This is a genomic window from Streptomyces sp. NPDC050806, from assembly GCF_055586425.1.
The window spans coordinates 108,225-134,649 of sequence record NZ_JBVJIF010000009.1 but is presented as its reverse complement, the minus strand read 5'-3'; the positions used below and the strand labels follow the sequence as shown (position 1 = coordinate 134,649).

Below are 26,425 nucleotides of genomic sequence, written 5' to 3'. Positions count from 1 at the left end.
CAGTAGTTGCAACTAATTTGCAAGAGCAGGCTAACAGCAGGTGAGTGGCGAACCCGGGCAAGGGGGCGGACCCGGTACGAAAGACGGAGGCGGGGCGGGACTCCGGTAGGAGTCCCGCCCCGCCTCGCAGGATCAGGAGAGCGCCGCGGCTCAGTCGCGGGCGGCCAGCTTCTGCCGGACGAGCCCGATGGCGGTCAGCGCCAGCGCGAAGCCGCCCGTGAAGTACAGCTGGATGCGCTGGGCCTCGTCCCGCAGCATCAGCAGCAGCACCGCCGCGATGCCGGCCAGCGCCACCCAGGTGAGGAACGGGAACGCCCACATCCGTACGACCAGCCGCTCCGGCTCCTCCCGCTCCAGCCGGCGGCGCATCCGCAGCTGCGCGACGGAGATGAAGCCCCAGACCACCAGGACGGCCGCGCCGACCATGTTCAGCAGCCACTGGAAGACGGTGTCCGGCCACACGATGCTGAGCACCACGGTGAAGAAGCCGAAGACCGAGCAGAGCAGCACCGCGCGCCGCGGCACGCCGCCGCTCACCTTGCTCAGGAAGCGCGGGCCCTGGCCGCGGGCGGTGAGCGAGTACGCCATCCGGGAGGAGCCGTAGATGTTGGCGTTCATCGCGGAGAGCAGGGCGATCAGGATGACCACGTTCATGATCTGGCCTGCCGCGGGGATCTTCAGGTAGTCCAGCACCGCGACGTACGGGCCGGTCTTGGTGATCTCCGGCGCGCTCCACGGGATGACGGTCACGATGATCGCCATCGAGCCGACGTAGAAGAGGGCGATGCGCCACATCGCGGTGCGCACCGCGCTTGCCACGCCGCGCACCGGGTCCTTGGACTCGGCGGCCGCGATGGTCACCGTCTCCAGGCCGCCGTACGCGAAGACCGAGGCGAGCAGGCCGACCATCAGGCCGTCCACGCCCTTGGGCAGGAAACCGCCGTCGCCGGTGAGGTGCGAGGCGCCGGGCGCGTCCGTGCCGGGCAGCACGCCGAAGATGGCGAGCAGGCCGAGGATCAGGAAGATGCCGATCGCGGCGACCTTGAGGGTGGCGAACCAGAACTCGAACTCACCGAAGTTGCCGACCGCGGCGAGGTTGGTCGCGCAGAAGATCACCATGAAGAGGAGGACCCACATCCACGGCTCGGTGCCGGGGAACCAGCCCACCATGATGTCGGCCGCGCCCAGCGCCTCGGCGGCGACGGCCACGCAGAGCAGGGCGGTGAACATCCAGCCCGCGGTGAAGCCGGCCCAGGGGCCGATCGACCGCTCGGCGTGCACGGAGAAGGAGCCGGAGGCCGGGTTGGCCGCGGCCATCTCGCCCAGCATGCGCATGACGAGCATGACCAGGCAGCCGGATATCGCGTACGCGATGACGATGGAGGGGCCGGCCGCGGCGATGCCCGCGCCGGAGCCGACGAAGAGGCCGGCGCCGATCACGCCGCCCAGCGCGATCATCGAAAGGTGGCGCTGCTTGAGCCCGTTGGACAGCGAGGTGCCGCCGTCCGGTCCGGCGCCCGCGGCCCGGTCGGCCGGCTCGCGCTCGGGCGCGGTGGACGAAGGTGTCCGATTCATGGTCGTACCTGTCCCATTATGTGAGAGCGGAGCTGAGGCGGATCCGAGGAGCCCGCTCAGTTTGGGCGGGGTGTCCGCTCAGGACAACACTCGTGCGCTGGTTGTTCGATATTCAGACTGAATCGTGACCGACCGCGCCCGAGGCGTGATCGACAGCGACAGAGGGTGACCGGCGTCTCACCCGCGGCGCCGGTCGCGGAGCTCGCGCCCGCCCGCGACCAGCAGCACCAGCGCGGTCGCCCCGGCCGACCACAGCAGCTGCGGACGGGCCCCCGCGTCGAAGAGCATCAGCACGATCACGGCCGCCATGGCGGCCAGCGCCACCCAGGTGAGCCAGGGGAATCCCCACATACGGAGGGTGAGCTTCTCGGGCACCTCGCGCTCGATCCGGCGGCGCAGCCGCAGCTGCGAGACGGCGATCAGGCCCCAGACGAAGAGCAGTACCGCACCCACCGCGTTGAGCAGATACAGGAAGACCGAATCCGGCCACTTCAGATTCAGCAGGACCGAGATGAAGCCGAAGGCGACCGAGGCCAGCACGGCCCGGCGCGGCACCCCGCCGCCCGACACCTTCAGCAGCCCCCGCGGCGCCTCGCCCCGCTCGGCCAGCGAGAACACCATCCGCGAGGAGCCGTAGAGGTTGGCGTTCAGGGCCGACAGCAGCGCCACGAAGACGACCACGTTCATGATCTGGCCCGCGCCCGGCACGCCCAGCCGGTCGAGCACCGCGACGTAGGGGCTCTTGCCCGGCTCGATCGAGGACCAGGGCAGCAGCGTGACGATGACCAGCATCGAGCCGACGTAGAAGAGGAGGATCCGCCAGACCGCGCTGCGCACCGCCCGGCCCACCGCCCGCGCCGGGTCCTCGGACTCCGCCGCCGCGATGGTCACGACCTCCAGGCCGCCGAACGCGAACACCACGGCCAGCACCCCGGAGACCACCCCGGACCAGCCGTTGGGCAGGAAGCCGCCGTCGCCGGTGAGGTGCGCCAGCCCCACCGGGTCCCCGTCGTACGCGCCGGACCCCGGCAGCACCCCGAAGATCGCCAGCAGGCCCAGGACGAGGAAGAGCACGATCGCCCCGACCTTGAGCGTGGCGAACCAGAACTCGAACTCGCCGAAGTTGCGGACCGCGGCGAGGTTGGCCCCCGTGAAGAACAGCATGAAGATCAGCACCCAGCCCCACTGCGGGACCGCGGGCACCCAGCCGTTGGCGATCTGTGCCGCGCCGGTCGCCTCGACGGCGAGCACGACCACGAGCATGAACCAGTACAGCCAGCCCACGCTGAACCCCGCCCAGCGGCCCAGCGCCCGCTCCGCGTGCACCGAGAACGCGCCCGAGGCGGGCATCGCCGAGGACATCTCGCCGAGCATCCTCATGATCAGCATCGCCAGCGCGCCGGCGATCAGATACGACAGCGCGATGCCCGGACCCGCCACCTTGATGCCGGCGCCGGATCCCACGAACAGGCCCGCGCCGATCACGCCGCCCAGGCCCAGCATGGTCAGGTGGCGCTGCTTCAGTCCGCCGGACAGGGGTTCGCCGCTGTCCGCGCCACCGGTCGGGCCGGTGCCGGAGGTGGGGGGTGCGTCGTGCATGCGCTCGTACTCTCACAGGAGACGTTGGGGGGACCCCACAGTGTCTCCGGCCGGGCCGCACTAGCACAAAATGCCCGCACGATCGGCCCCGCGGCCGTGATGAGCATCACGTGACCTGGAGAAACCGCCGGTCGTCCGGCCCGGGCGCGGACATGCGCCGAGTGCGGAAGCATCCAAAGCCCGGTGTGACGCGTTTGTCGGCGCCGCACGATGATCGCCCGGCCTTGACTGGTCTAAGTTCGATGCGTCCCTGTTCGATTCCCACCCAGCGGAGTTCCGATGAGCCTTGCCGCCGCTTCCGTCCGCCCGGGCGCCGTCCTCGCCGACCTGCTGCCCGCCGTCACCGCCCCGCGCGCCCGCGTCCGCGACGCCGCGCTGGTCGTCGGCGGCGCCGCGCTCACCGGCGTCGCCGCCCAGATCGCCGTACCGGTCCCGGGCTCCCCGGTCCCGGTGACCGGCCAGACCTTCGCCGCGCTGCTCGTCGGTGCCTCGCTCGGCGCCCGCCGCAGTTTCCTGTCGATGGCCCTGTACGCGGTGGTCGGCGTGCTGGGCGTGCCGTGGTTCGCGGAGGCCAAGGCCGGTCCCGGTGGTGCCTCCTTCGGCTACGTCCTCGGCATGCTGCTGGCCGTGACGGTCGTCGGCGCGCTGGCCCGGCGCGGCGGGGACCGCGGGCTGCTGCGGACGGCCGGCACGATGCTGGCCGGCGAGGCCCTGATCTACGCGATCGGCGTGCCGTACCTGGCCCTGTCCACCGGCATGTCGCTGAGCGAGGCGGTCGTCGCGGGCCTGGTGCCGTTCCTGGTCGGTGACGCGCTGAAGGCGGTACTGGCCATGGGCGCGCTGCCGGCCGCGTGGAAGCTGGCGGGCCGCAAGGGCTGACCCCCGGCCGTACGCGGCGGGCCCCGCATCCCCTTCCGGGGGTGCGGGGCCCGTGCCGTTCGCGGTGCCGTCCGGCGGCTCAGGCGCGGGACCTGCGGCGGTCCCGGTAGAGGCCGACGGCCAGGACCAGCAGGCCGACGAGCACAGACATGATCATCTGCTGGCGGCCCTCCGGGTCGTAGAACATGTAGCCGACGACGAAGAGGATCAGCGCGATCGTGGCGTACGTCAGGTACGGGTACAGCCACATCCGGACGGTCAGCCGCTCCGGCGTCTCCCGCTCGATGGTGCGGCGCATCCGCAGCTGCGAGAAGCAGATGACGAGCCACACGAACAGCGCGACCGCGCCCGAGGAGTTCAGCAGGAACTGGAAGATCGTGTCCTTCGAGGTGTAGCTGAAGATCACCGCGATGAAGCCGAAGGCGACCGAGGCCCAGATGGAGACCGCGGGGACGCCGCCCTTGTTGACGCGGGTGAAGGACTTCGGCGCGTCGCCCCGCTCGCCGAGCGAGAAGGCCATGCGGGACGCGGTGTAGAGGCCGGAGTTCAGGCAGGAGAGCACGGCCGTGAGGACGACGACGTCCATGACGGTGCCCGCGTACGGGATGTCCAGCGACTGCAGGACGGCGACGTAGGGGCTGGCCTCGACCGCCTTGTCGTCCCACGGCAGCAGGGAGACGATCACCGCGATGGAGCCGAGGTAGAAGATCGCGATACGCCAGATGACGCTGTTGGTGGCCTTGCGGACGGCCTGCACCGGGTTGGGCGACTCGCTGGCGGCGAGGGTGACGATCTCACTGCCCATGAACGAGAAGACGACCAGCAGCATGCCGGAGAGGATCGCGCCCGGCCCGTTCGGCAGGAAGCCGCCGTTGCCGGTGAGGTTCGACAGGCCCACCGCCTCGTCGCCCGGCGGCAGTCCGAAGACCGCCAGCGCGCCCGCCACGATGAAGATCACGATCGCGGCGACCTTGATGCCGGCGAACCAGAACTCGAACTCGCCGAAGGAGCCGACGGATATCAGGTTCGTACCGGTCAGCACGATCATCACCAGCAGCGCCCAGGCCCACTGCGGGACGGCCGGGACCCAGTGGGTGAGGATGGCGGCCGCCGCGGTCGCCTCGACGGCCAGCACCACGGACCAGAAGAACCAGTACAGCCAGCCGATGGTGAAGCCGGCCCAGCGGCCCAGCGCGCGGTCCGCGTAGGTGGAGAAGGAGCCGGAGGTGGGGGAGGCGGCGGCCATCTCGCCGAGCATCCGCATCACGAGGACGACCAGCAGGCCGGTCAGCGCGTAGGAGATGAGGATGCCGGGCCCCGCGGCCGCGATGCCGGCACCGGAGCCGACGAAGAGGCCGGCGCCGATCACTCCGCCGATGGCGATCATCGACAGATGGCGGTTCTTGAGTCCTGCCTGCAGGCCCTCCGGCGACCGGCCGTCACCGGGGTCACCGGTGGTCCGCTCGGCGGTCGTGGTCGGCGGGTGCGCGCCCATGTGCACCGTCCTTGTGTGGTTCATGGATGTGTCGAGCCCCTGGATGAGAACGTCCGGAGTGCTCGGAGGGGAAGTCCCGAATCCGGATCGTTAACGACTTCGTGCGTTTGTACGACGAACTCGTGTACGGGCGGTAACGCGGGAGTTTCCCCTGGTGTACTCGTAGGGAGACCCAACGGCACTTACCCCGACCCCGCCGTGTCACACTCATCGCATGCGCGTGTACCTCGGCTCCGATCATGCCGGTTTCGAACTGAAGAACCACCTCGTCGAGTGGCTGAAGGCCCATGGCCACGAGCCCGTCGACTGTGGCCCGCACATCTATGACGCCCAGGACGACTACCCGCCGTTCTGCCTCCGGGCCGCGGAGAAGACCGCCGCCGACCCGCAGAGCCTCGGCGTCGTGATCGGCGGTTCGGGCAACGGCGAGCAGATCGCCGCCAACAAGGTCAAGGGCGTACGGGCCGTGCTGGCCTGGAGCGAGGAGACCGCCAAGCTCGGCCGGGAGCACAACAACGCCAACGTGATCTCCGTCGGCGGCCGGATGCACAGCCAGGACGAGGCCACCCGGTTCATCGAGGCCTTCCTCGCCACGCCGTACAGCGACGAGGAGCGGCACACCCGCCGGATCGAGATGCTCTCGGCGTACGAGACCACCGGCGAGCTGCCCGCGATCCCGGCGCACCACCCGCAGCAGGGCTGACCCGCAGGACAGGACTGATCGCAGATGCCCGAGGGGCACACGATCCATCGGCTGGCCGCCGACCACTTCGAGAGGTTCGGCGGCCGGCCTGTGCGCGCGAGCAGCCCGCAGGGCAAGTTCGCCGACGGCGCCGCGCTGGTCGACGGCCAGGTGCTGGCGGCCGCCGAGGCGCACGGCAAGCACCTCTTCCTCGGCTTCGAGGGCGCCGGCTGGGTCCATGTCCACCTCGGCCTCTTCGGCAAGCTCGGCTTCGGTGCGGCGCCGGCGCCGCCGCCCACCGACACGGTGCGGCTGCGGCTGCTGAACGACGGGCACTACGCCGACCTGCGCGGGCCCACCGCCTGCGCGCTGCTCACGGACGCCGACAAGCAGGCGATACACGACCGGCTCGGCCCCGACCCGCTGCGCGCGGACGACGACGGGGAGCCGGCCTGGCGGCGGATCTCGCGCAGCCGGACGAGCGTGGCCACGCTGCTGATGGACCAGAAGGTCATCGCCGGCGTCGGCAATGTCTACCGCGCCGAGGTCCTCTTCCGGCACGGAATCGACCCGTACCGCCTCGGCCGCGATCTGCGGCGTTCGGAATGGGACGCGATCTGGTCGGACCTGGTCGTCCTCATGCGTGAGGGCGTCCGCAACAACCGCATCGACACCGTGCGCCCCGAACACGAGCCCGAGGCCATGGGCCGGCCGCCGCGCGTGGACGACCACGGCGGCGAGGTGTACGTCTACCGCCGCGCGCAGCAGCCGTGCCACGTCTGCGGGACGGAGATCCGCGCGGCGGAGCTGACCGGGCGGAACCTCTTCTGGTGCCCTGGCTGCCAGGCGGCCTGACCGGGCGGTCGCGCCCTGCCCCACCGGGCCGCCGGTCCGCCGCGGGCGGTGCGCGCCGTCGCCGACCGCCGCGCCGTCGTGGCCGGCCGCGCTGGGGGCACCTCCCGGCGTCAGCTGGGGAGCCCCGCGCCCCTGGGGCTGCGCCCTGCCGGGCGCGAGCCCAAGAGGTCAGAACCCGTGTGGCAGCCACGGTGTGATGTCCGAGCCGAACGCGGCCGATGCCTCGGCCAGCGCGCCCGGTCGGAGCTCCGTCACGCGGCCGGCCGTCGCCAGCGCGCTCAGCGAGGTGTCGCCCAGATACGCCGCGCCCAGCTCCCGCACGGACAGCGCCAGGTCGGCCGCGTCCGTGGTCCGCTCGCAGGACGCGCCCTTCGCGTCACCGGACAGCCGCCACCGCCCCTCGTTCCACGGGCAGAAGGCGTCCCGGACGTCGAGGACGACGTCCACCGGCGCCGCGTACGTGCGCCCCGCCAGCGCGGCACCCACCTCCACCGGGCGCAGGAACAGCCCCTCCCGCACCCGCACTCCGCACCGGCGCAGGTCGGAGGCCATGTGCAGCAGCGGGTCGTCGAGCGGGCGGTTGTGGGACACCAGGGTGGAGGTCAGGTCGATGGAGAGGAGGTAGCGCCAGAGCGCCGCACGGACGACCGGGTCCAGCGCTTCGATGTCGCGCAGCTGCACCGTGCCCTCCGGGCCGCTGTCGCCCCACTCCGGCTTGACCGCGTACCGCGCGTACCCCCGCACCTCGCCGGCGACCTCCGCCAGCACGCACAGCAGTTCCCCCGAGCCCTCCCGGTCGCCGGGCGGGTCCAGCACCGGCAGCCGCTCCCAGCCCGGCTGCCGGGCGAGCATCCCGGGGCGGCCGGCGACGAGCTGCGCGTACACCCGTTCGCAGTCGGCCACCGCCTCGGCGGGCGGCACGATCCGCAGGCGTACGCCGTCCGTGCCGTCCGGGAGCGTCAGCGCGACCCGCTCCGTCTCGACCCGCAGCGTGGCCTGGCGGGTGGCCACGCCGTACCCGAACCGGCCGTAGATCACCGGTTCGGACGCAGTCAGAACGGCGAGCGGCTCCGCCCGGCGGCGTACGTCGTCGAGCTGATGCCGCATCATCTCGGTCAGCAGTCCGCGCCGCCGGTGCGTCGCCTGCACGCTGACCATCGTCACGCCGGCCGCGGGGACCGACGCTCCCCCCGGCACGGTCACCCGGAAGCTGAACGCCCCGGCCGTGCCCACGACTTCGATCCCGTCCCACACGCCGAGCGACCGGTCCACCTCGGTGAGGTCCCGGAAGAGCCCGCGCTCCTCCTGGGACTCGGAAATCCCGCCGAACGCCCGCTCCAACTTGGCGTACCAGCCGTCCCACTCGGCTGCCCGCAATGTCCGTACCTGTGTCGTCATACGTCATGCGTAGCAGGCTCCGGCTCGCGGACGCGACTGGATTTCGAACACGTTTTCCTGGCAATTGCCGCGGGCGGCGTGCCGCGAATCGACGCGCCGCCAAAGGGGTGGATATGGTCACGGGCAAATGGCGAGCGGCGCGGCAGCGGAGACCCTGACGGCCCGGGTGCGCAAGGCGATGCACCGGGTTCGCATCGGCGTGCGCAAGGCCATGGTCGACTACTTCCGCGGCGACGGCTCCGACTGGGTCGCGCTGGTGGCCCTGCTGATCTCCGTGCCGCTCCTCGCGGCCTGCACCATCTGGCGCCCCGACTGGTTCGCGCCCACCGCCCTGGTCCTCCCGATCGTCGCGGGCGGCCTGCTGCTGCGCCCCTCCAGCCTGCTCGCCCTGTACGGCACCTCGGCGGTGGCGCTGATCGTGGAGGCCGCGGCGCTCGGCCCGTACGAGCGGGGCCCGGACCGGATCACGCCCGGCACGGTCCTGGTGGTCGCGGCGGTGGGCCTCTTCGGGCTGCTGATCGCGCAGTTCCGCAGCCGGGTGGGCGTGCCGTGGCGGCGCGGCGGCACGATGCTCTTCGACCTGCGCGAGCGCATCCGGGTCCAGAGCGCGCTGCCGCAGCTGCCGCGCGGCTGGCACCGCGAGATGTCGCTGCGGCCGGCCGGCGGCCAGTCCTTCTCCGGCGACTTCGTCGTCGCCTCGCGCACCCACGGCGGCCACATCCTGGAGGTCGTCCTCACCGACGTCTCCGGCAAGGGCATGGACGCCGCCTCCCGGGCGCTGCTGCTGTCGGGCGCGTTCGGCGGCCTGCTCGGCTCGCTGCCGCCGCACGGCTTCCTGCCCGCGGCCAACGGCTACCTGCTCCGCCAGGACTGGAACGAGGGCTTCGCGACCGCCATCCACCTCGTACTGGACCTGGAGTCCGGGGACTACGAGCTGTTCTCCGCCGGGCACCCGCCCGCCCTCCAGCTGAGCGCGGGCAGCGGCCGCTGGGAGGAGAAGGCGGCCGAGGGGCCGCTGCTGGGCATCATGGACGGCGCCCAGTTCGACCCGATCAAGGGCACGCTGCGCCCCGGCGACGTGCTGATGCTCTTCACCGACGGGCTGGTCGAGGCCTCCGACCGGGACATCGCCGAGGGCATCGACCGCCTCACCGGTGAGGCCGACCGCTATGTGACCGCCGGCTTCACCGGTGCCGCCTGGCATCTGATCGAGGCGGTCGCCAAGGACGTGCACGACGACCGCGCGCTCCTGCTGATCTGCCGGGACTGAACGCCCGCGTCTGCCGGGACCGAACGCCCGCACGGCGTTTTTCCGGCGCGCCCCGCCCGGGGATCGGCGCGGGTCCGGATGTCCGGCCCGGGAGGATGTCCGGCCCGGGATCGGCGCGGACCGGGACGAGCCCGTGCCTGTGCCGGGTGGCCTACCCGGCCGCCACCGGCTCGGCCTCCGCCGGTTTCTCCGTACGCGGTGCCGCGCGCCCCGGCAGGATGCGTGCCAGCCGGCCGGCGCGCCCCGCGGCCAGCGGGCCCAGTACCGCGAGGATCAGGACGTACCCGGCGATGAACGGCGACAGCCGGTCGTCCAGGCCGGCCGTCGCGGCCATCGTCGCGAGGATCAGCGCGAACTCGCCGCGGGCCAGCAGCGAGGTCGCGATGTTGGCCGCGGGCCGCGCCCCGAAGCGGTAGATGCGGGCGGCGACGAGCCCGGCGAAAACGTTCATCAGCAGCGTCACCGCCACCGCGATCAGCACCGGCCAGAGCACGGTGGGCATGTCCCCCGGGTCGATGGACAGGCCGAAGGCGAAGAAGAAGATCGCGCCGAAGGCGTCCCGCAGCGGATGCACCAGCTCGCGTATGCGCTCGCCGGAGCTGGTGCTGCCGAGCATCAGGCCGACCATGAACGCGCCGATCGCGTCGGCGACCCCGAACACCTCGGAGATACCGGCCACCAGCACGGCCGCGCCGAGGAAGGAGATCACGAGGAGTTCGTTGTCGCGGGTGGCGATCAGCCGGCCGACCAGCTTGGTGCCCCAGCGGGCCGCCGCGGCGAGCAGCAGCAGGAAGCCGAAGGCCTTGCCGGCGTCGACCGCCGCGGAGGCCATCGAGTCGGCCCCGGAGATCACCGGCTGCAGGGCGGCCAGGTAGAGGGCGAGGAAGATGTCCTCGACCACGATGATGCCGAGGATCGGCCGGGTCTCCGGATTGCCGAGCCGGCCCAGGTCCACCAGGACCTTGGTGACGATGGCCGAGGACGAGATGCCGAGCACCCCGGCCAGCACCAGCGCCTCCGAGGTGCCCCAGCCCAGCGCGAAGCCGAAGCCGAGCCCCGCGCCGACGTTCAGCGCGAGGTACGCGCCGCCGGCCAGCGCCATCTTGCGGCCGCCGGTCTTGAGGTCGTCCATGTGGAACTCGAGGCCCAGGTAGAAGAGCAGCAGTACCAGGCCGAGCAGCGAGAGCATCTCCAGATCGTGCGGATCGGAGACGAGGACGTAACCGGGGGTGTTCGGGCCGAGCAGGATGCCGGCCAGGATGAAGAGGGGAATGGTCGGCAGGCCGATGCGGCCGCCGAGGCGGGCGAGGACGGCGGCGGCCAGGAAGGCACCGCCCATGGCGAGAAGGGTCTCCGCGTGTCCGATGGCTCCTCCAGGGTTCGGGTGGGGCTCGGGCAAGAGTCAAGGAATGGTCAAGAGAGCGTATGTAATTAGTTTACCAAACGACCTCTGGGGGAGTCCCGGCTCGCCCATCGAGGGCTCCCCGCCCCTGACCGGCGGAACCCGGCCGGGCCCGTGGGCGCCGCCGGAAACGCGAAAGGCGCGGGGCGGCATCGCTGCCGCTCCCGCGCCCTGACGGTCCGCACCCGGGCGGGACGCTCCCTGCCCGCCGGGTGCCGGCTACGCCGCCGTGCCGCGCGCCCGCGCCGTGTCGGCCGGGTCCCTCTTGAACGCCCAGTTCATCTTCGGCTCCATCGCCCAGCGGAAGGCCCGCTGCACCGGTGGCGTGCACAGCGCGGTGACCACCACGGCCGCGATCACCGTCACCGCGATCTCGCCCAGCGGCGTGTGCAGCCACTGGTAGTCGTCGAACCAGCCCCAGAAGCGCGAGCCCTTCGCCAGGAAGCCGTGCAGCAGGTAGCCGTACAGCGTGCCGGCGCCCAGCACCGTGAACCACGTATGCCGCTTCGGCACCCACGCGAAGAAGCAGGTCACCAGCACCGCCGAGCAGCCGAACATGGCCAGCGTCATGACCAGCCCGGACCACCACGGCGCGCCCAGCTCCTGCGCGCTGTCGCGGTGGTAGAACCACGCCGACGTCATCCGGGGCGCCGCCCAGTACGCCGTCACCACCGCGGTGGCGAAGATCGGGAGCGAGGCCCACTTCACCGCCCGGCGCTGCGCCCACTGGAAGTGCTCGGGCTTCATGAAGAGCCCGATGACGAAGAACGGCAGGAACTGCAGGACCCGCTGGAGGTCCAGGTCGTCGCCGATGTCCGGCGAGATGGAGGCCAGCATCGCGATGGCCAGGGCCAGCGGGACGGGCCAGCGCACGATCTTCCACAGCGGCGTGGTCAGCCGCCAGACGAACAGCGCGACCAGGAACCAGGTCAGGAACCACGGGTCCAGCAGGCTGATCGGGTGGCCCGGGTCGTCGTCGGCCCAGCGCTTGAAGAGGCTGTACGCCACCTCGAAGAGCACGTACGGCACGGCGACGCCGGTGATCAGCCGCTGCAGCCGGTCCTTGCGCATGTCGAAGCTGCGCGAGAAGTAGCCGGAGACGATGATGAACGCCGGCATGTGGAAGGTGTAGACGACCATGTAGAGCGCCTCGGCGGCACGGCTGCCGTCGGTCAGCGGCTCCCAGACGTGGCCCATGGCCACCAGCACGATCGCCAGGTACTTCGCGTTGTCGAAGAAGGGGTCGCGTTCCTTCTTCTTCGGCTTCTCCGGCGCGGCCGGTGCGGACTCCGTCAGCACGGAGCCGGCCGGCGCCGCGGGGGAGCCCGGTGGCTTCTCGGCAGGCGCGGCTGCGGCGGGCGTTTCCTTGGCCGGGGGGAGCGGACTTCGCTGGTCGCCGTGGAACATCTGAGGCACCTTAGTGGGGGACCGGAGATTGCGTAAAACCGTCTTCTTGGCGCTTGGGTATTTCTGCTGCTACCCGCGGAGATCGCAGGCAGGCGGGAAGATCCGGCCGTTCTCGGGCCGGGCCCATTCATGCCCGTTCTGTGGGGGAACATCCCGCTTTAGCGGTCCATATGCCTCGGGGGTGACCCGGAGGGAATGTCCCGCTGTGTGACGTTCCGCTCGCGTGGCGCTTCTCACGGGAACGGCTTTCCGGAATTCGAATTACCGCGCGTGAAGTGGGTATACCCGTCGCACCCGGTGCCGGCCGACGGAAATGATCAGGCCGAATCGGCGGCCGGAACCGCCTCGTTCAATTACCTGGCGCGGGCCAGTGGGCGGAGCTGTCCGGAAGACGCGGCCGCCCCGAAGTGCGTAAAGCCTTGGCCGATGATTCGTCACTCATCTCCACCGGGAAGACAGTTGGTGGCACGATGGGTGCCGGCGGGGGTATGCACGGCTGCATGCTTCCAGGGCCGGTGTGGCGTTCCGACCAAGGGTGTGATCAGTTGTGGAACTTTCCCTGTCTGTGGTGGTGCTGTTGGCGATCATTCTGATCGTGCTGCTCCGCAACAAGTCGCTGAAGTGGGGGCCCGCGCTCGTCGCCGTTCTCTTCGGCTTCTTCCTCGCGGCCACCGGCATAGCCCCGTCCGTGAACCGTTTCTTCGCCTCTGTCGCTGACACCATCAACAACATCAGCTTCTGACGGGCGCGAACCGCTTCCGAGCAGCGGACGAACCGCTTCCGAGCAGCGCGGACAAGGCACCGGACCGGCTCCCCGCGGCCCGGCGCCGCTCTCCTCGCCGCCCGCGCCTCACTCCTGGCCGCGGGCCAGCGCGTCCCGTACGGACTCCTCGCTGCGCCCCACCACGGCACTGCCGTCGTCCGCGGTGATGATCGGCCGCTGGATCAGCTTCGGGTGCGCGGCCAGCGCCTCGATCCAGCGTTCCCGGGCGTCCGCCGTCCGCTCCCAGTCCTTCAGGCCCAGCTCCTTCGCCGCGGCCTCCTGGGTGCGCGTGATGTCCCACGGCTCCAGCCCCAGGCGGTCCAGCACCGCCCGCAGCTCCGCCGCGCTCGGCGGGTCCTCCAGATAGCGGCGCACGGTGTACCGCGCGCCCTCCTCGTCCAGCAGCTGCACAGCGGACCGGCACTTCGAACACGCGGGGTTCACCCAGATCTCCATGTCCGCACCCTAGCCAGCCGGCACGTACCCCGGGATACGCAGAAGGCCCGGCCGCGCCGTCCTGCGCGCGACCGGGCCTTCTGTCGTGGAGCGGGCGACGGGAATCGAACCCGCGTAGCTAGTTTGGAAGACTAGGGCTCTACCATTGAGCTACGCCCGCATGCGCCGGGGACCGTGGAGCGGCTCCGGCACGATGAGCATCGTAGCGGGTCGGGGCCGTCCGCCGCACACCCCACTCGTCCCTCGGATATCTGGCAGCCGCATGGCCTGCGGGCATGTACCCTACGTGTCGCACCGACGGGGTGTGGCGCAGCTTGGTAGCGCGTCCGCTTTGGGAGCGGAAGGTCGTCGGTTCGAATCCGGCCACCCCGACCATCATGTGGCTTTCCAGCCATCCCCATGATCGCATCAACCACCGCCCGGCCTGCGCGGACGGGTGTTGTCAAGATCGCATTGTGGGGCGCGTCGTGCTTGCGGTTACTATGCAAGCTGCGCGTCCGTGTGCCTCTTTTCCAGGTCTCCCGGGCGCGATCCGCCGGGCCCGATACGCCACGAGCGTCTCGAAGGCCGGGGGATCTTCCAGCAGAACCCCAGAAGTCAGCCCCAAGGAGACCGAACCGTGAAGAGCGCCGTGGAGACCCTGAACCCGACCCGGGTTCGGCTCACTGTCGAGGTGCCCTTCGAGGAGCTCAAGCCCAGCCTCGACGCGGCGTACAAGAAGATCAACCAGCAGGTCACGGTGAAGGGCTTCCGCCAGGGCAAGATCCCGGCCCGCGTGATCGACCAGCGGTTCGGCCGCGGTGCGGTGCTGGAGGAGGCCGTCAACGACGCGCTCCCGAAGTTCTACACCGAGGCGGTCAACGAGGGTGAGCTCAACGTCCTCGGCCAGCCCGAGGTCGACATCACCGAGCTGAAGGACGGCGAGCTGCTGGCCTTCACCGCCGAGGTGGACATCCGCCCGACCCTGGAGATCCCGGACTACTCCGGCATCGAGGTCGAGGTCGACGCCGTCGAGGTGTCGGACGAGGACGTCGACAACGCGGTCGAGCAGCTCCGTGAGCGCTTCGCCTCCACCTCCGCCGTCGAGCGCGCCGCCGCCGAGGGCGACGTCGTGACGATCGACCTGCAGGCCAAGGTCGACGGCGAGGTCCTGGAGGACGGCGTCGCCGAGGGCGTCAGCTACACCATCGGCTCCGGCGAGCTGCTCGACGGCATCGACGACGCCGTCAAGGGCCTGGAGGCCGGTGGCGAGGCCACCTTCACCTCCGAGCTCAAGGGCGGCTCCGCCGCGGGCAAGGAGGCCGAGGTCTCGGTCAAGGTGACCGAGGTCAAGGCCAAGGAACTGCCCGCGCTGGACGACGACTTCGCGCAGCTGGCCAGCGAGTTCGACACCCTCGACGAGCTCAAGGACGACAGCCGCAAGCGCCTGGCGCAGACGAAGAAGTACGACCAGGCCACCCAGGCCCAGGAGAAGGTCCTGGAGGAGCTGCTGAAGCTCGTCGAGGTCCCGATCCCCGAGAAGCTGCTCGCGGACGAGATCGAGACCCGCAAGCACAACCTCGTGAACCACCAGCTCGGCCAGATGGGCCTCGACCTCGCGAAGTACCTGGAGTTCCAGGGCAAGACCGAGGAAGAGTTCGACGCCGAGACCAAGGAGCAGGCCGAGAAGGGCATCCGTACCCAGTTCGTCCTCGACGAGCTGGTCAACAAGGAGAAGCTGAACGTCAGCCAGGAGGAGCTCACCGAGCACCTCATGCGCCGCGCGCAGTCCTCCGGCATGTCCCCCGACCAGTTCGCGCAGGCCGTCGTCGAGGGCGGCCAGGTGCCGATGCTCGTCGGCGAGGTCGCCCGCGGCAAGGCCCTCGCGGTCGTCGTCGAGGCCGCCACCGTCAAGGACACCAACGGTGAGGTCGTCGACCTGGACGACGAGGACGAGACCGCCGAGACCGTCGAGGCCGTGGAGAACGCCACCGCCGAGGCCGCCGAGGCCAAGGACGAGCAGGCCGAGGACGAGACCAAGGCCTGAGTCCGCCGCCCGGCCCGCCAGGGCCGGGACCGCGGCCGCACCAGGCCGCACAGCACGCTGACGACGGGCCCGGACACGCACCCCGCGTGTTCGGGCCCGTCGTGTATCCGCGCTTCCCGCCGGCCCCGGGAGCGCCCCGGGCACCTGCGCTCAGAGCGAACAGTTCTCAATGCGGGATGGCGCCCGCCGACCAGCGCGTTAGGGTCCGTAGATACGTGGGCAGGGGACTTTCCGACACCGCGCCGGGGGCGCCGACGAGGCGCCGGGTCCCGCGCCCCAGAAGACGACGCTGAGACGGTCCTCGAAGCCGTCCGACAACGAGCAGGTGGACACGTGACGATCCCGATGCCTTCCGCCGCCGCTGAGCCGACCTTCGGTGGCCTCGGCGACCAGGTCTACAACCGGCTGCTCGGCGAGCGGATCATCTTCCTCGGCCAGCCGGTCGACGACGACATCGCCAACAAGATCACCGCGCAGCTGCTCCTCCTGGCCGCGGAGCCGGACAAGGACATCTTCCTCTACATCAACTCTCCCGGTGGCTCGATCACGGCCGGCATGGCGATCTACGACACCATGCAGTACATCAAGAACGACGTGGTCACCATCGCCATGGGCCTGGCCGCCTCCATGGGCCAGTTCCTGCTGAGCGCCGGCACCCCCGGCAAGCGCTTCGCGCTGCCGAACGCCGAGATCCTGATCCACCAGCCCTCCGCGGGCCTGGCGGGCTCCGCGTCGGACATCAAGATCCACGCCGAGCGGCTGCTGCACACCAAGAAGCGGATGGCGGAGCTGACCGCCTTCCACACCGGCCAGACCGTCGAGCAGATCACCCGCGACTCCGACCGCGACCGCTGGTTCTCCGCCGACGAGGCCAAGGAGTACGGCCTCATCGACGACGTCATGGGCTCCGCCGCCGGCGTCCCGGGCGGGGGCGGCACCGGCGCCTGACCGCGCCGGAGACTCACCCCCAGCCGACCCAGCCCACTTGATCGCCACCAGGACGGTGAACACCCAGATGAACAACTTCCCCGGCAGCGGCCTGTACGAGCGGACCATGTCCGAATCCGCCGGCCAGTCGCAGTACACCGGCCCGCAGGCCGAGTCGCGTTACATCGTTCCGCGCTTCGTGGAGCGCACCTCGCAGGGCGTGCGCGAGTACGACCCGTACGCGAAGCTCTTCGAGGAGCGCGTGATCTTCCTCGGCGTGCAGATCGACGACGCCTCGGCCAACGACGTCATGGCGCAGCTGCTGTGCCTGGAGTCGATGGACCCCGACCGCGACATCTCCATCTACATCAACTCGCCCGGCGGCTCCTTCACGGCGCTCACCGCGATCTACGACACGATGCAGTTCGTGAAGCCGGACATCCAGACGGTGTGCATGGGCCAGGCGGCCTCCGCCGCGGCCGTGCTGCTCGCCGCCGGCACCCCCGGCAAGCGGATGGCGCTGCCCAACGCCCGTGTGCTGATCCACCAGCCGTACAGCGAGACGGGCCGCGGTCAGGTCTCCGACCTGGAGATCGCCGCGAACGAGATCCTGCGCATGCGGACCCAGCTGGAGGAGCTGCTCGCCAAGCACTCCACCACGCCGATCGAGAAGATCCGCGACGACATCGAGCGCGACAAGATCCTGACGGCCGAGGAGTCCCTCGCGTACGGTCTTGTGGACCAGATCGTGTCGACCCGGAAGAGTTCCGTTTCCGTTTGACCGGTCGATTGATCGCGCTGGTCGCGACTTGAGCCGGAGTGGCTCCCCCTTGGACCGAGTCGGCCGAGTCGGTTCAAGGGGGGCCCGCAGCGGGGGCCCGGCAAGGTACCGTCGATTAGGCAAGCACCCGGGTCCGTAGGAGCAATGCGGATCCCAGGCGAAGGGGAAGCACCTCGTGGCACGCATCGGTGACGGCGGCGACCTGCTCAAGTGCTCGTTCTGCGGGAAGAGCCAGAAGCAGGTGAAGAAGCTCATCGCGGGTCCTGGTGTGTATATCTGCGACGAGTGCATCGACCTCTGCAACGAAATCATCGAGGAGGAGCTCGCCGAGACCTCCGAGGTGCGCTGGGAGGAGTTGCCCAAGCCCCGGGAGATCTACGAGTTCCTGGAGGGCTACGTCGTAGGCCAGGAGGCCGCGAAGAAGGCACTCTCGGTAGCCGTCTACAACCACTACAAACGGGTCCAGGCCGGTGAGAACGGCGGCGCGCGCGGCAACGACGAGGGCATCGAGCTGTCCAAGTCCAACATCCTGCTGCTCGGCCCGACCGGCTCCGGCAAGACGCTGCTCGCGCAGACGCTCGCCCGGATGCTCAACGTCCCGTTCGCCATCGCCGACGCGACGGCGCTGACGGAGGCCGGGTACGTCGGCGAGGACGTGGAGAACATCCTCCTCAAGCTCATCCAGGCCGCCGACTACGACGTCAAGAAGGCCGAGACGGGCATCATCTACATCGACGAGATCGACAAGGTCGCCCGCAAGAGCGAGAACCCCTCGATCACCCGCGATGTCTCCGGCGAGGGCGTCCAGCAGGCGCTGCTGAAGATCCTGGAGGGCACCACCGCCTCGGTCCCGCCGCAGGGCGGCCGCAAGCACCCGCACCAGGAATTCATCCAGATCGACACGACGAACGTGCTGTTCATCGTGGGCGGCGCCTTCGCGGGCCTGGAGAAGATCATCGAGTCCCGGGCCGGCGCCAAGGGCATCGGCTTCGGCGCGACGATCCGCTCCAAGCGCGAGATCGAGTCCAAGGACCAGTTCCAGGAGGTCATGCCGGAGGACCTGGTGAAGTTCGGGATGATCCCCGAGTTCATCGGCCGGCTCCCCGTGATCACCTCGGTCCACAACCTCGACCGCGAGGCGCTCCTCCAGATCCTGATGGAGCCCAAGAACGCGCTCGTGAAGCAGTACCAGCGCCTCTTCGAACTGGACGGGGTCGAGCTGGACTTCGACCGTCCGGCGCTGGAGGCCATCGCCGACCAGGCGATCCTGCGTGGCACGGGCGCCCGTGGCCTGCGCGCCATCATGGAGGAAGTCCTCCAGTCGGTGATGTACGAGGTGCCGTCCCGCAAGGACGTGGCCCGCGTCGTCATCACCGAGGACGTCGTCCAGTCGAACGTGAACCCCACGCTCGTCCCGCGCAACCGCGGCGGCGAGTCGGGCGAGCACCACGAGAAGAGCGCGTAGCCCGCATCCGGACGGGCCGGTCGGCCCGTACCCGCACGCGAGAGAAGGGGGCTCCCGGCAGACGCCGGGAGCCCCCTTCCGTGTCACCGCTCCGGGGGTGTGATCCGCGAGGTCACTTCTTGACGCGGACGTCCTTGCGGACCTTGCCGAGCAGATCGGCGGCGGTGTCCAGCTCACGCGCCGTGTTCTTCTCGCCCGGCATGACGACGGCGAAGGTGCTGTAGTCCGCCCAGGCGCAGATCGGCAGTTCGGCGACCTCGCCCGGCTTCGGGTCCTTGGCCTTCGCCATCTGGCACTTCACCAGCGCGCCCTCGCCGCCCTCGGGGGTGAACTCCTCGGGCGTGCCGACCAGATCGGCGTCACTGCCGTTCTTCACGGTCTGCTTCTGCATGTACAGGAAGAAGGCGTCCAGCGCCGTGCCGGGGTCGGTCATCGTCCCGTAGGAGCCCTGCAGCACCAGGCCGTTCTTCGGGTTGGCGCCGGGGGAGTAGACGCCCTGCACCGACGTCGGGTCCTTCATCGGCAGGCTCTTGGACATGCCGTCCTTGCCGGCGGAGGTCCGGCCCGAGCCCGGCACCAGCGTGTAACCGGCCGCCTGGCCCGGCGTCGAGAGCTTGTGCGGACCGTCGTTCTCCAGGCCGCCGCCCCCGCCGAAGACCGCGACGGCACCGCCCGCGATCGCGCCCACGACCACGACCGCGCCGATGATCAGCGCGATCTTCTTGCCGTTGCCGCCACCGCCGCTCTCGGGCTGCGGCGGCGGCACCTGGCCGTACTGCGGCTGCTGCTGGCCGTACGGGGCCTGCTGCGGGAACTGGCCGGGCTGCTGCCCATAAGGGGCCTGCTGCTGTCCGTACGGCGTCTGCGGCTGACCGTAGGGCTGCTGCTGTCCGTACGGCTGCTGCGGAGGCTGGCCGTACGGCGCCTGGGGCTGGCCGCCGTAACCCTGCTGCGGGGGCACCGGGCCGCCCTGCTGCGGGTAGCCGTAGCCCGGCTGCGGGCCCTGCGGCTGCTGCGGCTGCCCGTACGGGCCCGGTTGCGGGGGCTGCCCGTACGGGCCGGGTGGCGGCTGGTTGTAACTCATGGAGCGGTTTCCCCTCGTGACAACAGAACAACGGTGAGCTTTATGCGTTGCTCACATCCTGTACGACTCCGGACACCACCGGTGCCCCGGGGGCCAAACCGATTCGAGACTGCTACATCCGCGCCCGTACACTGAGCGACGTGACCGAGACGACTCACCAGAGCCCCCTTGCCGGGCCGAACAGCACCCCCACCGAACTGCCGACCCAGTACGCGCCGGCCGACGTAGAGGGGCCGCTGTACGAGCGCTGGGTAGAGCGCGGTTACTTCGAGGCCGACGCCAAGAGTGAGAAGCCTCCGTACACGATCGTGATCCCCCCGCCGAACGTCACGGGCTCCCTCCACCTCGGCCACGCCTTCGAGCACACGCTGATCGACGCCCTCACCCGCCGCAAGCGGATGCAGGGGTACGAGACGCTGTGGCAGCCCGGCATGGACCACGCCGGCATCGCCACCCAGAACGTCGTCGAGCGCGAGCTCGCCAAGGAGGGCAAGTCCCGCCACGACCTGGGCCGCGAGGCGTTCGTCGAGCGGGTCTGGCAGTGGAAGGCCGAGTCCGGCGGGCAGATCGCCGGGCAGATGAGCCGCCTCGGTGAGGGCCTGGCCTGGTCCCGCGACCGCTTCACCATGGACGAGGGGCTGTCCAAGGCCGTCCAGAACGTCTTCAAGAAGATGTACGACGACGGCCTGATCTACCGCGCCGAGCGCATCATCAACTGGTGCCCGCGCTGCCTGACGGCCATCTCCGACATCGAGGTCGACTACCAGGACGACGACGGCGAGCTCGTCTCCATGAAGTACGGCGAGGGCGACGAGACGATCGTCGTCGCCACCACCCGCGCCGAAACCATGCTCGGTGACACCGCTGTCGCCGTTCACCCCGAGGACGAGCGGTACGCGCACCTCATCGGCAAGCGGATCAAGCTGCCGCTGACCGACCGCACGATCCCGGTCGTCGCCGACGCGCACGTCGACCCCGAGTTCGGCACCGGCGCCGTCAAGGTGACGCCCGCCCATGACCCGAACGACTTCGCCATCGGGCAGCGCCACGACCTGGAGACCATCCAGGTCCTGGACGAGCGTGGCGTCATCACCACCCCCGGCCCCTTCCAGGGCCTGGACCGCTTCGAGGCCCGTGCCGCGATCGTCGCCGCCCTGCGCGCCGACGGCCGGATCGTCGCCGAGAAGCGCCCGTACGTGCACTCCGTCGGACACTGCTCCCGCTGCAAGACCACGCTGGAGCCGCGGCTGTCGATGCAGTGGTGGGTCAAGGTCGAGACGCTCGCCAAGGCCGCCGGTGACGCGGTCCGCGACGGCCGCGTCACCATCCACCCGGCCGACATGACCCAGCGCTACTTCGACTGGGTCGACAACCTCAACGACTGGTGCATCTCCCGCCAGCTGTGGTGGGGTCACCGCATCCCCGTCTGGCACGGCCCCGACGGGCAGATGGTCTGCGTCGGCCCGGACGACGAGGCGCCCACCGGCGAGGGCTGGCACCAGGACACCGACGTCCTCGACACCTGGTTCTCCTCGGGCCTGTGGCCGTTCTCCACGCTCGGCTGGCCGGAGCGTACCGAGTCGCTGGAGAAGTTCTATCCGAACTCCGTCCTGGTCACCGGCTACGACCTGATGTTCTTCTGGGTCGCCCGGATGATGATGTTCGGCCTGTACGCCATGGACGACGTCCCCTTCCGCACGATCGCGTTCCACGGCATGGTCCGGGACGAGAACGGCAAGAAGATGTCGAAGTCCTTCGGCAACGTCGTCAACCCGCTCGACTGGATGGACAAGTACGGCTCCGACGCCCTGCGCTTCACCCTGGCGCGCGGCGCGAACCCGGGAGTCGACGTGCCGATCGGCGAGGACTGGGTCCAGGCGTCCCGCAACTTCGCCAACAAGATCTGGAACGCCACCCGCTTCGCGCTGATGAACGGCGCCACGGTCGAGGGCCCGCTGCCGGACGCCGCCGCGATGTCCGCCACGGACCGCTGGATCCTCTCCCGCCTGAACTCGGTGGTCGCCGAGGTCGACGCGTACTACGAGGACTACCAGTTCGCCAAGCTCTCCGACGCCCTCTACCACTTCGCGTGGGACGAGGTCTTCGACTGGTACGTCGAACTGTCCAAGACCACCTTCATGGCGGGCGGCGAGGGCGCCAAGGTCTCGGCCCGTGTCCTCGGCGAGGTCCTGGACGTCACCCTGCGCCTCCTCCACCCGGTCGTGCCCTTCGTCACCGAAACGCTCTGGACCACGCTCACCGGCAAGGAGTCCGTCGTCATCGCCGACTGGCCCTCGGACAGCGGTTTCCGTGACCAGAGCGCCGAGAAGGAGATCGAGACGGTCCAGCAGGTCGTCACCGAGGTCCGCCGCTTCCGCTCCGACCAGGGCCTCCAGCCCGGCCAGCGGGTCCCGGCGCAGCTGGACCTGACCGGCACGGAGCTCGCGGCGCACGAGGCCGCGATGCGTTCCCTGCTCCGCCTCCAGCCCGCCGGCGAGGACTTCGCCGCCACCGCTTCGCTGCCGGTGGCCGGGGCGACCGTCGCGCTGGACCTCTCCGGCACGATCGACGTCGAGGCCGAGCGCAAGCGCCTGGCCAAGGACCTCGCCGCGGCCGAGAAGGAGAAGGCACAGGCGACCGGCAAGCTCGGCAACGAAGCGTTCCTCGCCAAGGCCCCGGAGAAGGTCGTGGACAAGATCCGCACCCGGCTGGAGACCGCCGAGGCGGACATCGTCCGCATCACCGCCCAGCTGGAGCGCCTGCCGAAGGCGTAACCGCACCGCTCCAACCGAGGCCCCCGGCCCCTGTCACAGGGACGGGGGCCTCGCGCATCGCCGACGAGCGGCAGGCGTGCCGTCTCGGTGCCTCGTGTAGCCGGCGAGTGGCACACAGTGTGCCGATTGTCGATATATGCGTACTGTTTTCTCATCCGCCTCTCATCGAGCGGAGTGACGCTGGGGGCCATGAACAAACCCCTGCGACGCGTCTCCGTCTTCTGCATCGCCTTGGTCCTCGCCCTGATGGGCTGGGTCACCTGGATCCAGGGCGCCAAGGCGGACTCCCTCGCGGACGACGAGCACAATCCGCGGGTCACCATCCAGAAGTACTCCCGCCCGCTGGGCAACATCCTCGTCGACGGCCGCCCGGTCACCGGCTCCGCACGGACCGACGGCCCCCTCGCCTACAAGCGGACCTACACCGACGGCCCGCTGTACGCGCCCCTCACCGGCTACTCCTCCCAGATCTACGGCTCCACCCAGCTCGAAGCCCTCTACGGCGACGTACTGGACGGCTCCGACACCCGGCTCCAGTCCCCGGAGAACCTCGTCTCCCGCGAACGCGCCAAGGGCGGCGACGTGGCCACCACCCTCGACACCAAGATCCAGAAGGCCGGCTACCGGGCACTCGGCAACAAGACCGGAGCCGCCGTCGCCCTCGACCCGGCCACCGGCCGCATCCTCGGCATGGTCTCCACCCCCTCCTACGACCCCGGCAAGTTCGCCGGCCAGTCCGGCACCGACCAGAAGGCATGGGCCGCCCTCACCGGCGACAAGGCGCAGCCGCACCTCAACCGCGCGCTCCGCCAGACCTATCCGCCCGGCTCCACCTTCAAGCTCGTCGTCGCCGCGGCCGCACTGGAGAACGGCCTCTACTCCTCCGTCGACGAACGCACCGACAGCCCCAACCCCTACCGGCTCCCCCACACCCGCACCGACCTCACCAACGAGAACCCCGCAGCGCCCTGCAAGGACGCCACCCTCCGCACCGCGCTCCAGTACTCCTGCAACAACGTCTTCGGCAAGCTGGCCGCCGACCTCGGCGAGAAGAAGGTCAAGGAACAGGCCGAGAAGTTCGGCTTCAACGACGCCAAGATCGACGTACCCGTCCGCGCGGGCAAGAGCATCTACCCCTCCGGCATGGACTCCGCGCAGACCGCCCTCTCCGGCATCGGCCAGTTCGACGACCAGGCCACCCCGCTGCAGATGGCCATGGTCGTCTCCGCCATCGCCAACGACGGCGACCTGAAGGCCCCGTACGAGGTCGACAAGATCACCGACGGCGGCGGCAACACCGTCCAGGAGTACGGCCCGAAGACGTACCGGACCGCGATGTCCCAGGAGAACGCCGAACAACTGCAGTCCGCCATGCAGACCGTCGTCGAGAAGGGCACCGGCTCCGGCGCGAAGATCGACGGACTCACCGTCGGCGGCAAGACCGGCACCGCCCAGCACGGCGTCGACAACAGCGGCACACCGTACGCCTGGTTCGTCTCCTACGCCGAGGACTCCCAGGGCCACCAGGTCGCCGTGGCCTCCGTCGTCGAGGACAGCGACGCCGCCCGCAACGAAATCTCCGGCGGCGGCCTGGCCGGCCCGGTCGCCAAGGCGATGATGGAGGCGGCGCTCAAGAAGTGAGCCGGGGGTGACGGGGGCGTCGGGCGGGACGGTGGCGTTGGGCGGGGCGGTGGCGTCGGGCGGGACCGGATCGGGGCTCCGGGTTCCGGGTTCCGGGTTCCGGGTTCCGGACGACGCGGCTCGCGGGCCGGGGGCCGGGGCCGGAGGCCTGAGGTCTGGGGCCCTGGACGTTACGTCCCCCGGCGGGCCGCTCAGGACGTGACGCCGCTCGCCGGGGCCCGGCCCGCATCCGCGCGGCCCGCCGGCGCCGCCGCACGGCCGCCGCTCAGCAGCTGCGCACCCACCGTCACCACCAGATTCGGCACCAGCGACAACAGCCCCGCATCCACCGTGCCCACGTCCACACCCCCGAACGTCAGCCAGGCCAGCGTCCCCACACCCGCGAGAATGCCGAGCAACGCCGGCACCGCCCGCAACCGCACCCGCCGCGCCAACCCCGCCACCGTCGCGGGCGCCAGCTGCGCCAGCCCGCCGTACGTGAGCAACAGCAGGTTGGCCAGCAGCGCCGGCCGGCTCAGCCCGAGCACCAGCGCAAGCCCCGAAGCGAGCACCACACAGCCGTGATTGATCCGCATCGTGGCCCGCTCGCTGCGCGCCGGCAGCAGGTTGCGCGAGATCAGCGTCGAGATGCCGAGCAGCAGCGCGGCGGACGGCACCATCGCGGTCGCCGCGGCGGCCACCGCCACCACACCGACCAGCCACCCCGGAAGCGCACCCCCGGCCACGGTGAGCAGCGCGGCCTTGCTGTCGGTACCGGGGGCGAGCGTCATCGCGCCGGCGAAGCCGATCACCACCGGTACGGCGATGGCGACCTGGTACAGCGGCAGCCAGATGTAGTTCCGGCGCAGCGCACGGGAACTGCTCGCCGAGAGGATCGCGGACCACAGATGCGGCATGGTGTTCAGCCCCGCACCGATCGAACTGATCAGCATCGCGGTGGTGAACCACGTCGCGTCCGTGCCACCGCCGTGCAGGGTGAGCAGATCCGGACGGCTCTCCCGTACGGCGCTGAACAGGCCACCGAGCCCGCCGTCGAGCGCCAACGGCACGGCGATCACCAGGATCAGCAGCGCGACGACCATCAGGACGTCCTTGAAGTACGCGGTACGGGCGATCCCGCGGATCCCGGACCACAGGACGAAACCGACGGTGAGCACCGTCGCCAGGATCATCGAGCCGGTGGCCCCCGTCTCGCTGCCCGTGGCCAGCTGCACGATCAGGCCCAGCCCGGTGATCTGCAGCTGGAGGTACGGCAGCAGGAAGACCGCGCCCACCACCGCGACGACCTTCCCCAGCAGCGGACTGCGGAACCGGTCCGCGAAGAAGTCGGCCTGCGTGAGGTACCCGTTCTCCTTGCCGAGCCGCCACAGCCGGGGCCCGGTCAGGTACTGCCCGATCAGACACAGCGACAGATAGCCCAGCGCGTAGGTCGCCGCCACCCCGTCACTGAAGGCGAGGCCCGCCAGCCCCAGGAAGCTGAACGTCGTGAACGACTCGCCGGCCTGCAGGAACCACATCGTCACGGCCCCGAAACGCCGCCCGCCCACGGCCCATTCACCGAGGTCATGGCCCGTGTTGCGACGCCCGGACAGACCGACGGCGGCAATCGCGAGGATGCCGGCCAGGGTGACCACCATGGTGATGCTCATGCCGCGGCCCCCTCTTCGGCGTCCTGGGCGTCTTGGGCGTCCTGGGCGTCTTGGGCGTCCTCGGGGTGCGGAGCACGCGCCTCGTACCACGCGAGCGCGACGGTCGTACCCACCGTCCACACCACGCTCCACACCAGAACGGCGGGCAGACCCAGCCACAACCGGGTCGTATTGACGAAGGGCAGGAAGGGCGTGGCGAAGAACCCGGCCGTGGGCACGGCAAGGAACGCCAGATGACGCTGGCTCATGACGTTCATGACGCTCATGACGAAGTCCCGTCGAAGGAGGGGAGGGGAG

Annotated in this window: 21 protein-coding genes and 2 tRNA genes; 12 read left to right on the top strand and 11 right to left on the bottom strand. The window is 70.3% G+C overall.

Features of this window, described 5'->3' with window-relative positions:
- Nucleotides 1–150: 150 nt before the first annotated feature.
- A complete protein-coding gene (locus tag ACZ6WH_RS27850; protein ID WP_469731548.1) occupies nucleotides 151–1,575 on the bottom strand; it encodes an amino acid permease in 1,425 nt (474 codons plus the stop codon).
- 177 nt (nucleotides 1,576–1,752) lie between these two features.
- Nucleotides 1,753–3,174 carry an amino acid permease gene (locus ACZ6WH_RS27845; RefSeq protein WP_469731546.1) on the bottom strand — a complete coding sequence of 474 codons (1,422 nt, stop codon included), beginning with the start codon at nucleotides 3,172–3,174 and terminating at the stop codon, nucleotides 1,753–1,755.
- 279 nt (nucleotides 3,175–3,453) lie between these two features.
- Between ACZ6WH_RS27845 and ACZ6WH_RS27840 the strand changes: the two genes are divergently transcribed.
- The gene (locus ACZ6WH_RS27840; RefSeq protein ID WP_469731544.1) at nucleotides 3,454–4,053 is read left to right on the top strand and encodes a biotin transporter BioY; all 600 of its coding nucleotides are present in this window, start codon (nucleotides 3,454–3,456) and stop codon (nucleotides 4,051–4,053) included.
- A 79-nt stretch (nucleotides 4,054–4,132) separates the two neighbouring features.
- Here ACZ6WH_RS27840 and ACZ6WH_RS27835 read toward each other — a convergent pair whose 3' ends face one another.
- Nucleotides 4,133–5,548 carry an amino acid permease gene (locus tag ACZ6WH_RS27835; RefSeq protein ID WP_432854399.1) on the bottom strand — a complete coding sequence of 472 codons (1,416 nt, stop codon included), beginning with the start codon at nucleotides 5,546–5,548 and terminating at the stop codon, nucleotides 4,133–4,135.
- Nucleotides 5,549–5,762: 214 nt separating this feature from the next.
- On the opposite strand from ACZ6WH_RS27835, the gene ACZ6WH_RS27830 reads away from it, so the two are divergent.
- Nucleotides 5,763–6,251 carry a ribose-5-phosphate isomerase gene (locus ACZ6WH_RS27830; RefSeq protein ID WP_432854396.1) on the top strand — a complete coding sequence of 163 codons (489 nt, stop codon included), beginning with the start codon at nucleotides 5,763–5,765 and terminating at the stop codon, nucleotides 6,249–6,251.
- Nucleotides 6,252–6,275: 24 nt separating this feature from the next.
- Complete coding sequence (locus ACZ6WH_RS27825; protein WP_469731541.1) at nucleotides 6,276–7,085, top strand: Fpg/Nei family DNA glycosylase; 810 nt, start codon at nucleotides 6,276–6,278, stop codon at nucleotides 7,083–7,085.
- A gap of 168 nt (nucleotides 7,086–7,253) precedes the next feature.
- Here ACZ6WH_RS27825 and ACZ6WH_RS27820 read toward each other — a convergent pair whose 3' ends face one another.
- Complete coding sequence (locus tag ACZ6WH_RS27820; RefSeq protein WP_469731539.1) at nucleotides 7,254–8,483, bottom strand: GNAT family N-acetyltransferase; 1,230 nt, start codon at nucleotides 8,481–8,483, stop codon at nucleotides 7,254–7,256.
- A gap of 127 nt (nucleotides 8,484–8,610) precedes the next feature.
- Here ACZ6WH_RS27820 and ACZ6WH_RS27815 point away from each other — a divergent pair, with 127 nt between their 5' ends.
- Nucleotides 8,611–9,753 carry a SpoIIE family protein phosphatase gene (locus ACZ6WH_RS27815; protein ID WP_469731537.1) on the top strand — a complete coding sequence of 381 codons (1,143 nt, stop codon included), beginning with the start codon at nucleotides 8,611–8,613 and terminating at the stop codon, nucleotides 9,751–9,753.
- Nucleotides 9,754–9,904: 151 nt separating this feature from the next.
- On the opposite strand, the gene ACZ6WH_RS27810 is transcribed toward ACZ6WH_RS27815, so the two are convergent.
- Both ACZ6WH_RS27810 and ACZ6WH_RS27805 read right to left on the bottom strand, forming a co-directional pair.
- Nucleotides 9,905–11,092 (bottom strand): cation:proton antiporter, encoded by a 1,188-nt coding sequence (locus ACZ6WH_RS27810; protein ID WP_469731535.1) that lies wholly within the window; start codon nucleotides 11,090–11,092, stop codon nucleotides 9,905–9,907.
- 282 nt (nucleotides 11,093–11,374) lie between these two features.
- Entirely contained in the window at nucleotides 11,375–12,562 is a 1,188-nt protein-coding gene (locus ACZ6WH_RS27805) for an acyltransferase family protein (protein WP_432854385.1), read from the bottom strand.
- Nucleotides 12,563–13,109: 547 nt separating this feature from the next.
- Between ACZ6WH_RS27805 and ACZ6WH_RS27800 the strand changes: the two genes are divergently transcribed.
- Nucleotides 13,110–13,304, top strand: coding sequence for a hypothetical protein (locus ACZ6WH_RS27800; protein ID WP_361557684.1), 195 nt, complete (start codon nucleotides 13,110–13,112; stop codon nucleotides 13,302–13,304).
- A gap of 108 nt (nucleotides 13,305–13,412) precedes the next feature.
- On the opposite strand, the gene ACZ6WH_RS27795 is transcribed toward ACZ6WH_RS27800, so the two are convergent.
- Nucleotides 13,413–13,781 (bottom strand): arsenate reductase family protein, encoded by a 369-nt coding sequence (locus ACZ6WH_RS27795; RefSeq protein ID WP_469731533.1) that lies wholly within the window; start codon nucleotides 13,779–13,781, stop codon nucleotides 13,413–13,415.
- A gap of 86 nt (nucleotides 13,782–13,867) precedes the next feature.
- Nucleotides 13,868–13,941: transfer RNA gene (locus ACZ6WH_RS27790), tRNA-Gly, on the bottom strand.
- A gap of 138 nt (nucleotides 13,942–14,079) precedes the next feature.
- Here ACZ6WH_RS27790 and ACZ6WH_RS27785 point away from each other — a divergent pair.
- The 5 genes from ACZ6WH_RS27785 to clpX all read left to right on the top strand — a co-directional run bounded on the left by ACZ6WH_RS27785 (nucleotide 14,080) and on the right by clpX (nucleotide 18,980).
- Nucleotides 14,080–14,156: transfer RNA gene (locus tag ACZ6WH_RS27785), tRNA-Pro, on the top strand.
- Between the two features lie 244 nt (nucleotides 14,157–14,400).
- Nucleotides 14,401–15,807, top strand: a complete 1,407-nt coding sequence (gene tig / locus ACZ6WH_RS27780) for a trigger factor (protein ID WP_432854380.1) — start codon at nucleotides 14,401–14,403, stop codon at nucleotides 15,805–15,807.
- Nucleotides 15,808–16,152: 345 nt separating this feature from the next.
- Nucleotides 16,153–16,755: an ATP-dependent Clp protease proteolytic subunit gene (locus ACZ6WH_RS27775; RefSeq protein WP_030614813.1), complete on the top strand. Its 603-nt coding sequence runs from the start codon at nucleotides 16,153–16,155 to the stop codon at nucleotides 16,753–16,755.
- Between the two features lie 67 nt (nucleotides 16,756–16,822).
- Complete coding sequence (locus ACZ6WH_RS27770; RefSeq protein WP_030614811.1) at nucleotides 16,823–17,515, top strand: ATP-dependent Clp protease proteolytic subunit; 693 nt, start codon at nucleotides 16,823–16,825, stop codon at nucleotides 17,513–17,515.
- Nucleotides 17,516–17,690: 175 nt separating this feature from the next.
- Entirely contained in the window at nucleotides 17,691–18,980 is a 1,290-nt protein-coding gene (gene clpX, locus ACZ6WH_RS27765; RefSeq protein ID WP_052866896.1) for an ATP-dependent Clp protease ATP-binding subunit ClpX, read from the top strand.
- 112 nt (nucleotides 18,981–19,092) lie between these two features.
- Here the strand turns inward: clpX and ACZ6WH_RS27760 are convergent, their stop codons facing one another.
- The gene (locus ACZ6WH_RS27760) at nucleotides 19,093–20,064 is read right to left on the bottom strand and encodes a hypothetical protein (protein WP_469731530.1); all 972 of its coding nucleotides are present in this window, start codon (nucleotides 20,062–20,064) and stop codon (nucleotides 19,093–19,095) included.
- 140 nt (nucleotides 20,065–20,204) lie between these two features.
- On the opposite strand from ACZ6WH_RS27760, the gene ACZ6WH_RS27755 reads away from it, so the two are divergent.
- Entirely contained in the window at nucleotides 20,205–22,838 is a 2,634-nt protein-coding gene (locus ACZ6WH_RS27755) for a valine--tRNA ligase (protein WP_469731528.1), read from the top strand.
- 189 nt (nucleotides 22,839–23,027) lie between these two features.
- Complete coding sequence (locus ACZ6WH_RS27750) at nucleotides 23,028–24,479, top strand: peptidoglycan D,D-transpeptidase FtsI family protein (RefSeq protein WP_469731527.1); 1,452 nt, start codon at nucleotides 23,028–23,030, stop codon at nucleotides 24,477–24,479.
- A gap of 191 nt (nucleotides 24,480–24,670) precedes the next feature.
- Here ACZ6WH_RS27750 and ACZ6WH_RS27745 read toward each other — a convergent pair whose 3' ends face one another.
- Nucleotides 24,671–26,128, bottom strand: a complete 1,458-nt coding sequence (locus tag ACZ6WH_RS27745; protein WP_469731525.1) for a sodium:solute symporter family protein — start codon at nucleotides 26,126–26,128, stop codon at nucleotides 24,671–24,673.
- On the bottom strand, nucleotides 26,125–26,394 hold the full coding sequence (locus ACZ6WH_RS27740) for a hypothetical protein (RefSeq protein ID WP_469731523.1): 270 nt from the start codon (nucleotides 26,392–26,394) through the stop codon (nucleotides 26,125–26,127). Before ACZ6WH_RS27740 ends, ACZ6WH_RS27745 begins: the two co-directional genes overlap by 4 nt.
- Nucleotides 26,395–26,425 lie beyond the last annotated feature (31 nt).

Coding starts and splice junctions, on each gene's coding strand:
- ACZ6WH_RS27830 (WP_432854396.1), top strand. CDS start 5,763: ATGCGCGTGTACCTCGGCTCCGATCATGCCGGTTTCGAACTGAAGAAC.
- ACZ6WH_RS27740 (WP_469731523.1), bottom strand. CDS start 26,394: ATGAGCGTCATGAACGTCATGAGCCAGCGTCATCTGGCGTTCCTTGCC.
- ACZ6WH_RS27825 (WP_469731541.1), top strand. CDS start 6,276: ATGCCCGAGGGGCACACGATCCATCGGCTGGCCGCCGACCACTTCGAG.
- ACZ6WH_RS27770 (WP_030614811.1), top strand. CDS start 16,823: ATGAACAACTTCCCCGGCAGCGGCCTGTACGAGCGGACCATGTCCGAA.
- ACZ6WH_RS27760 (WP_469731530.1), bottom strand. CDS start 20,064: ATGAGTTACAACCAGCCGCCACCCGGCCCGTACGGGCAGCCCCCGCAA.
- ACZ6WH_RS27775 (WP_030614813.1), top strand. CDS start 16,153: ATGCCTTCCGCCGCCGCTGAGCCGACCTTCGGTGGCCTCGGCGACCAG.
- ACZ6WH_RS27845 (WP_469731546.1), bottom strand. CDS start 3,174: ATGCACGACGCACCCCCCACCTCCGGCACCGGCCCGACCGGTGGCGCG.
- ACZ6WH_RS27750 (WP_469731527.1), top strand. CDS start 23,028: ATGAACAAACCCCTGCGACGCGTCTCCGTCTTCTGCATCGCCTTGGTC.
- ACZ6WH_RS27745 (WP_469731525.1), bottom strand. CDS start 26,128: ATGAGCATCACCATGGTGGTCACCCTGGCCGGCATCCTCGCGATTGCC.
- ACZ6WH_RS27795 (WP_469731533.1), bottom strand. CDS start 13,781: ATGGAGATCTGGGTGAACCCCGCGTGTTCGAAGTGCCGGTCCGCTGTG.
- ACZ6WH_RS27810 (WP_469731535.1), bottom strand. CDS start 11,092: ATGGGCGGTGCCTTCCTGGCCGCCGCCGTCCTCGCCCGCCTCGGCGGC.
- ACZ6WH_RS27820 (WP_469731539.1), bottom strand. CDS start 8,483: ATGACGACACAGGTACGGACATTGCGGGCAGCCGAGTGGGACGGCTGG.
- ACZ6WH_RS27805 (WP_432854385.1), bottom strand. CDS start 12,562: ATGTTCCACGGCGACCAGCGAAGTCCGCTCCCCCCGGCCAAGGAAACG.
- ACZ6WH_RS27835 (WP_432854399.1), bottom strand. CDS start 5,548: ATGGGCGCGCACCCGCCGACCACGACCGCCGAGCGGACCACCGGTGAC.
- ACZ6WH_RS27850 (WP_469731548.1), bottom strand. CDS start 1,575: ATGAATCGGACACCTTCGTCCACCGCGCCCGAGCGCGAGCCGGCCGAC.
- ACZ6WH_RS27840 (WP_469731544.1), top strand. CDS start 3,454: ATGAGCCTTGCCGCCGCTTCCGTCCGCCCGGGCGCCGTCCTCGCCGAC.
- ACZ6WH_RS27815 (WP_469731537.1), top strand. CDS start 8,611: ATGGCGAGCGGCGCGGCAGCGGAGACCCTGACGGCCCGGGTGCGCAAG.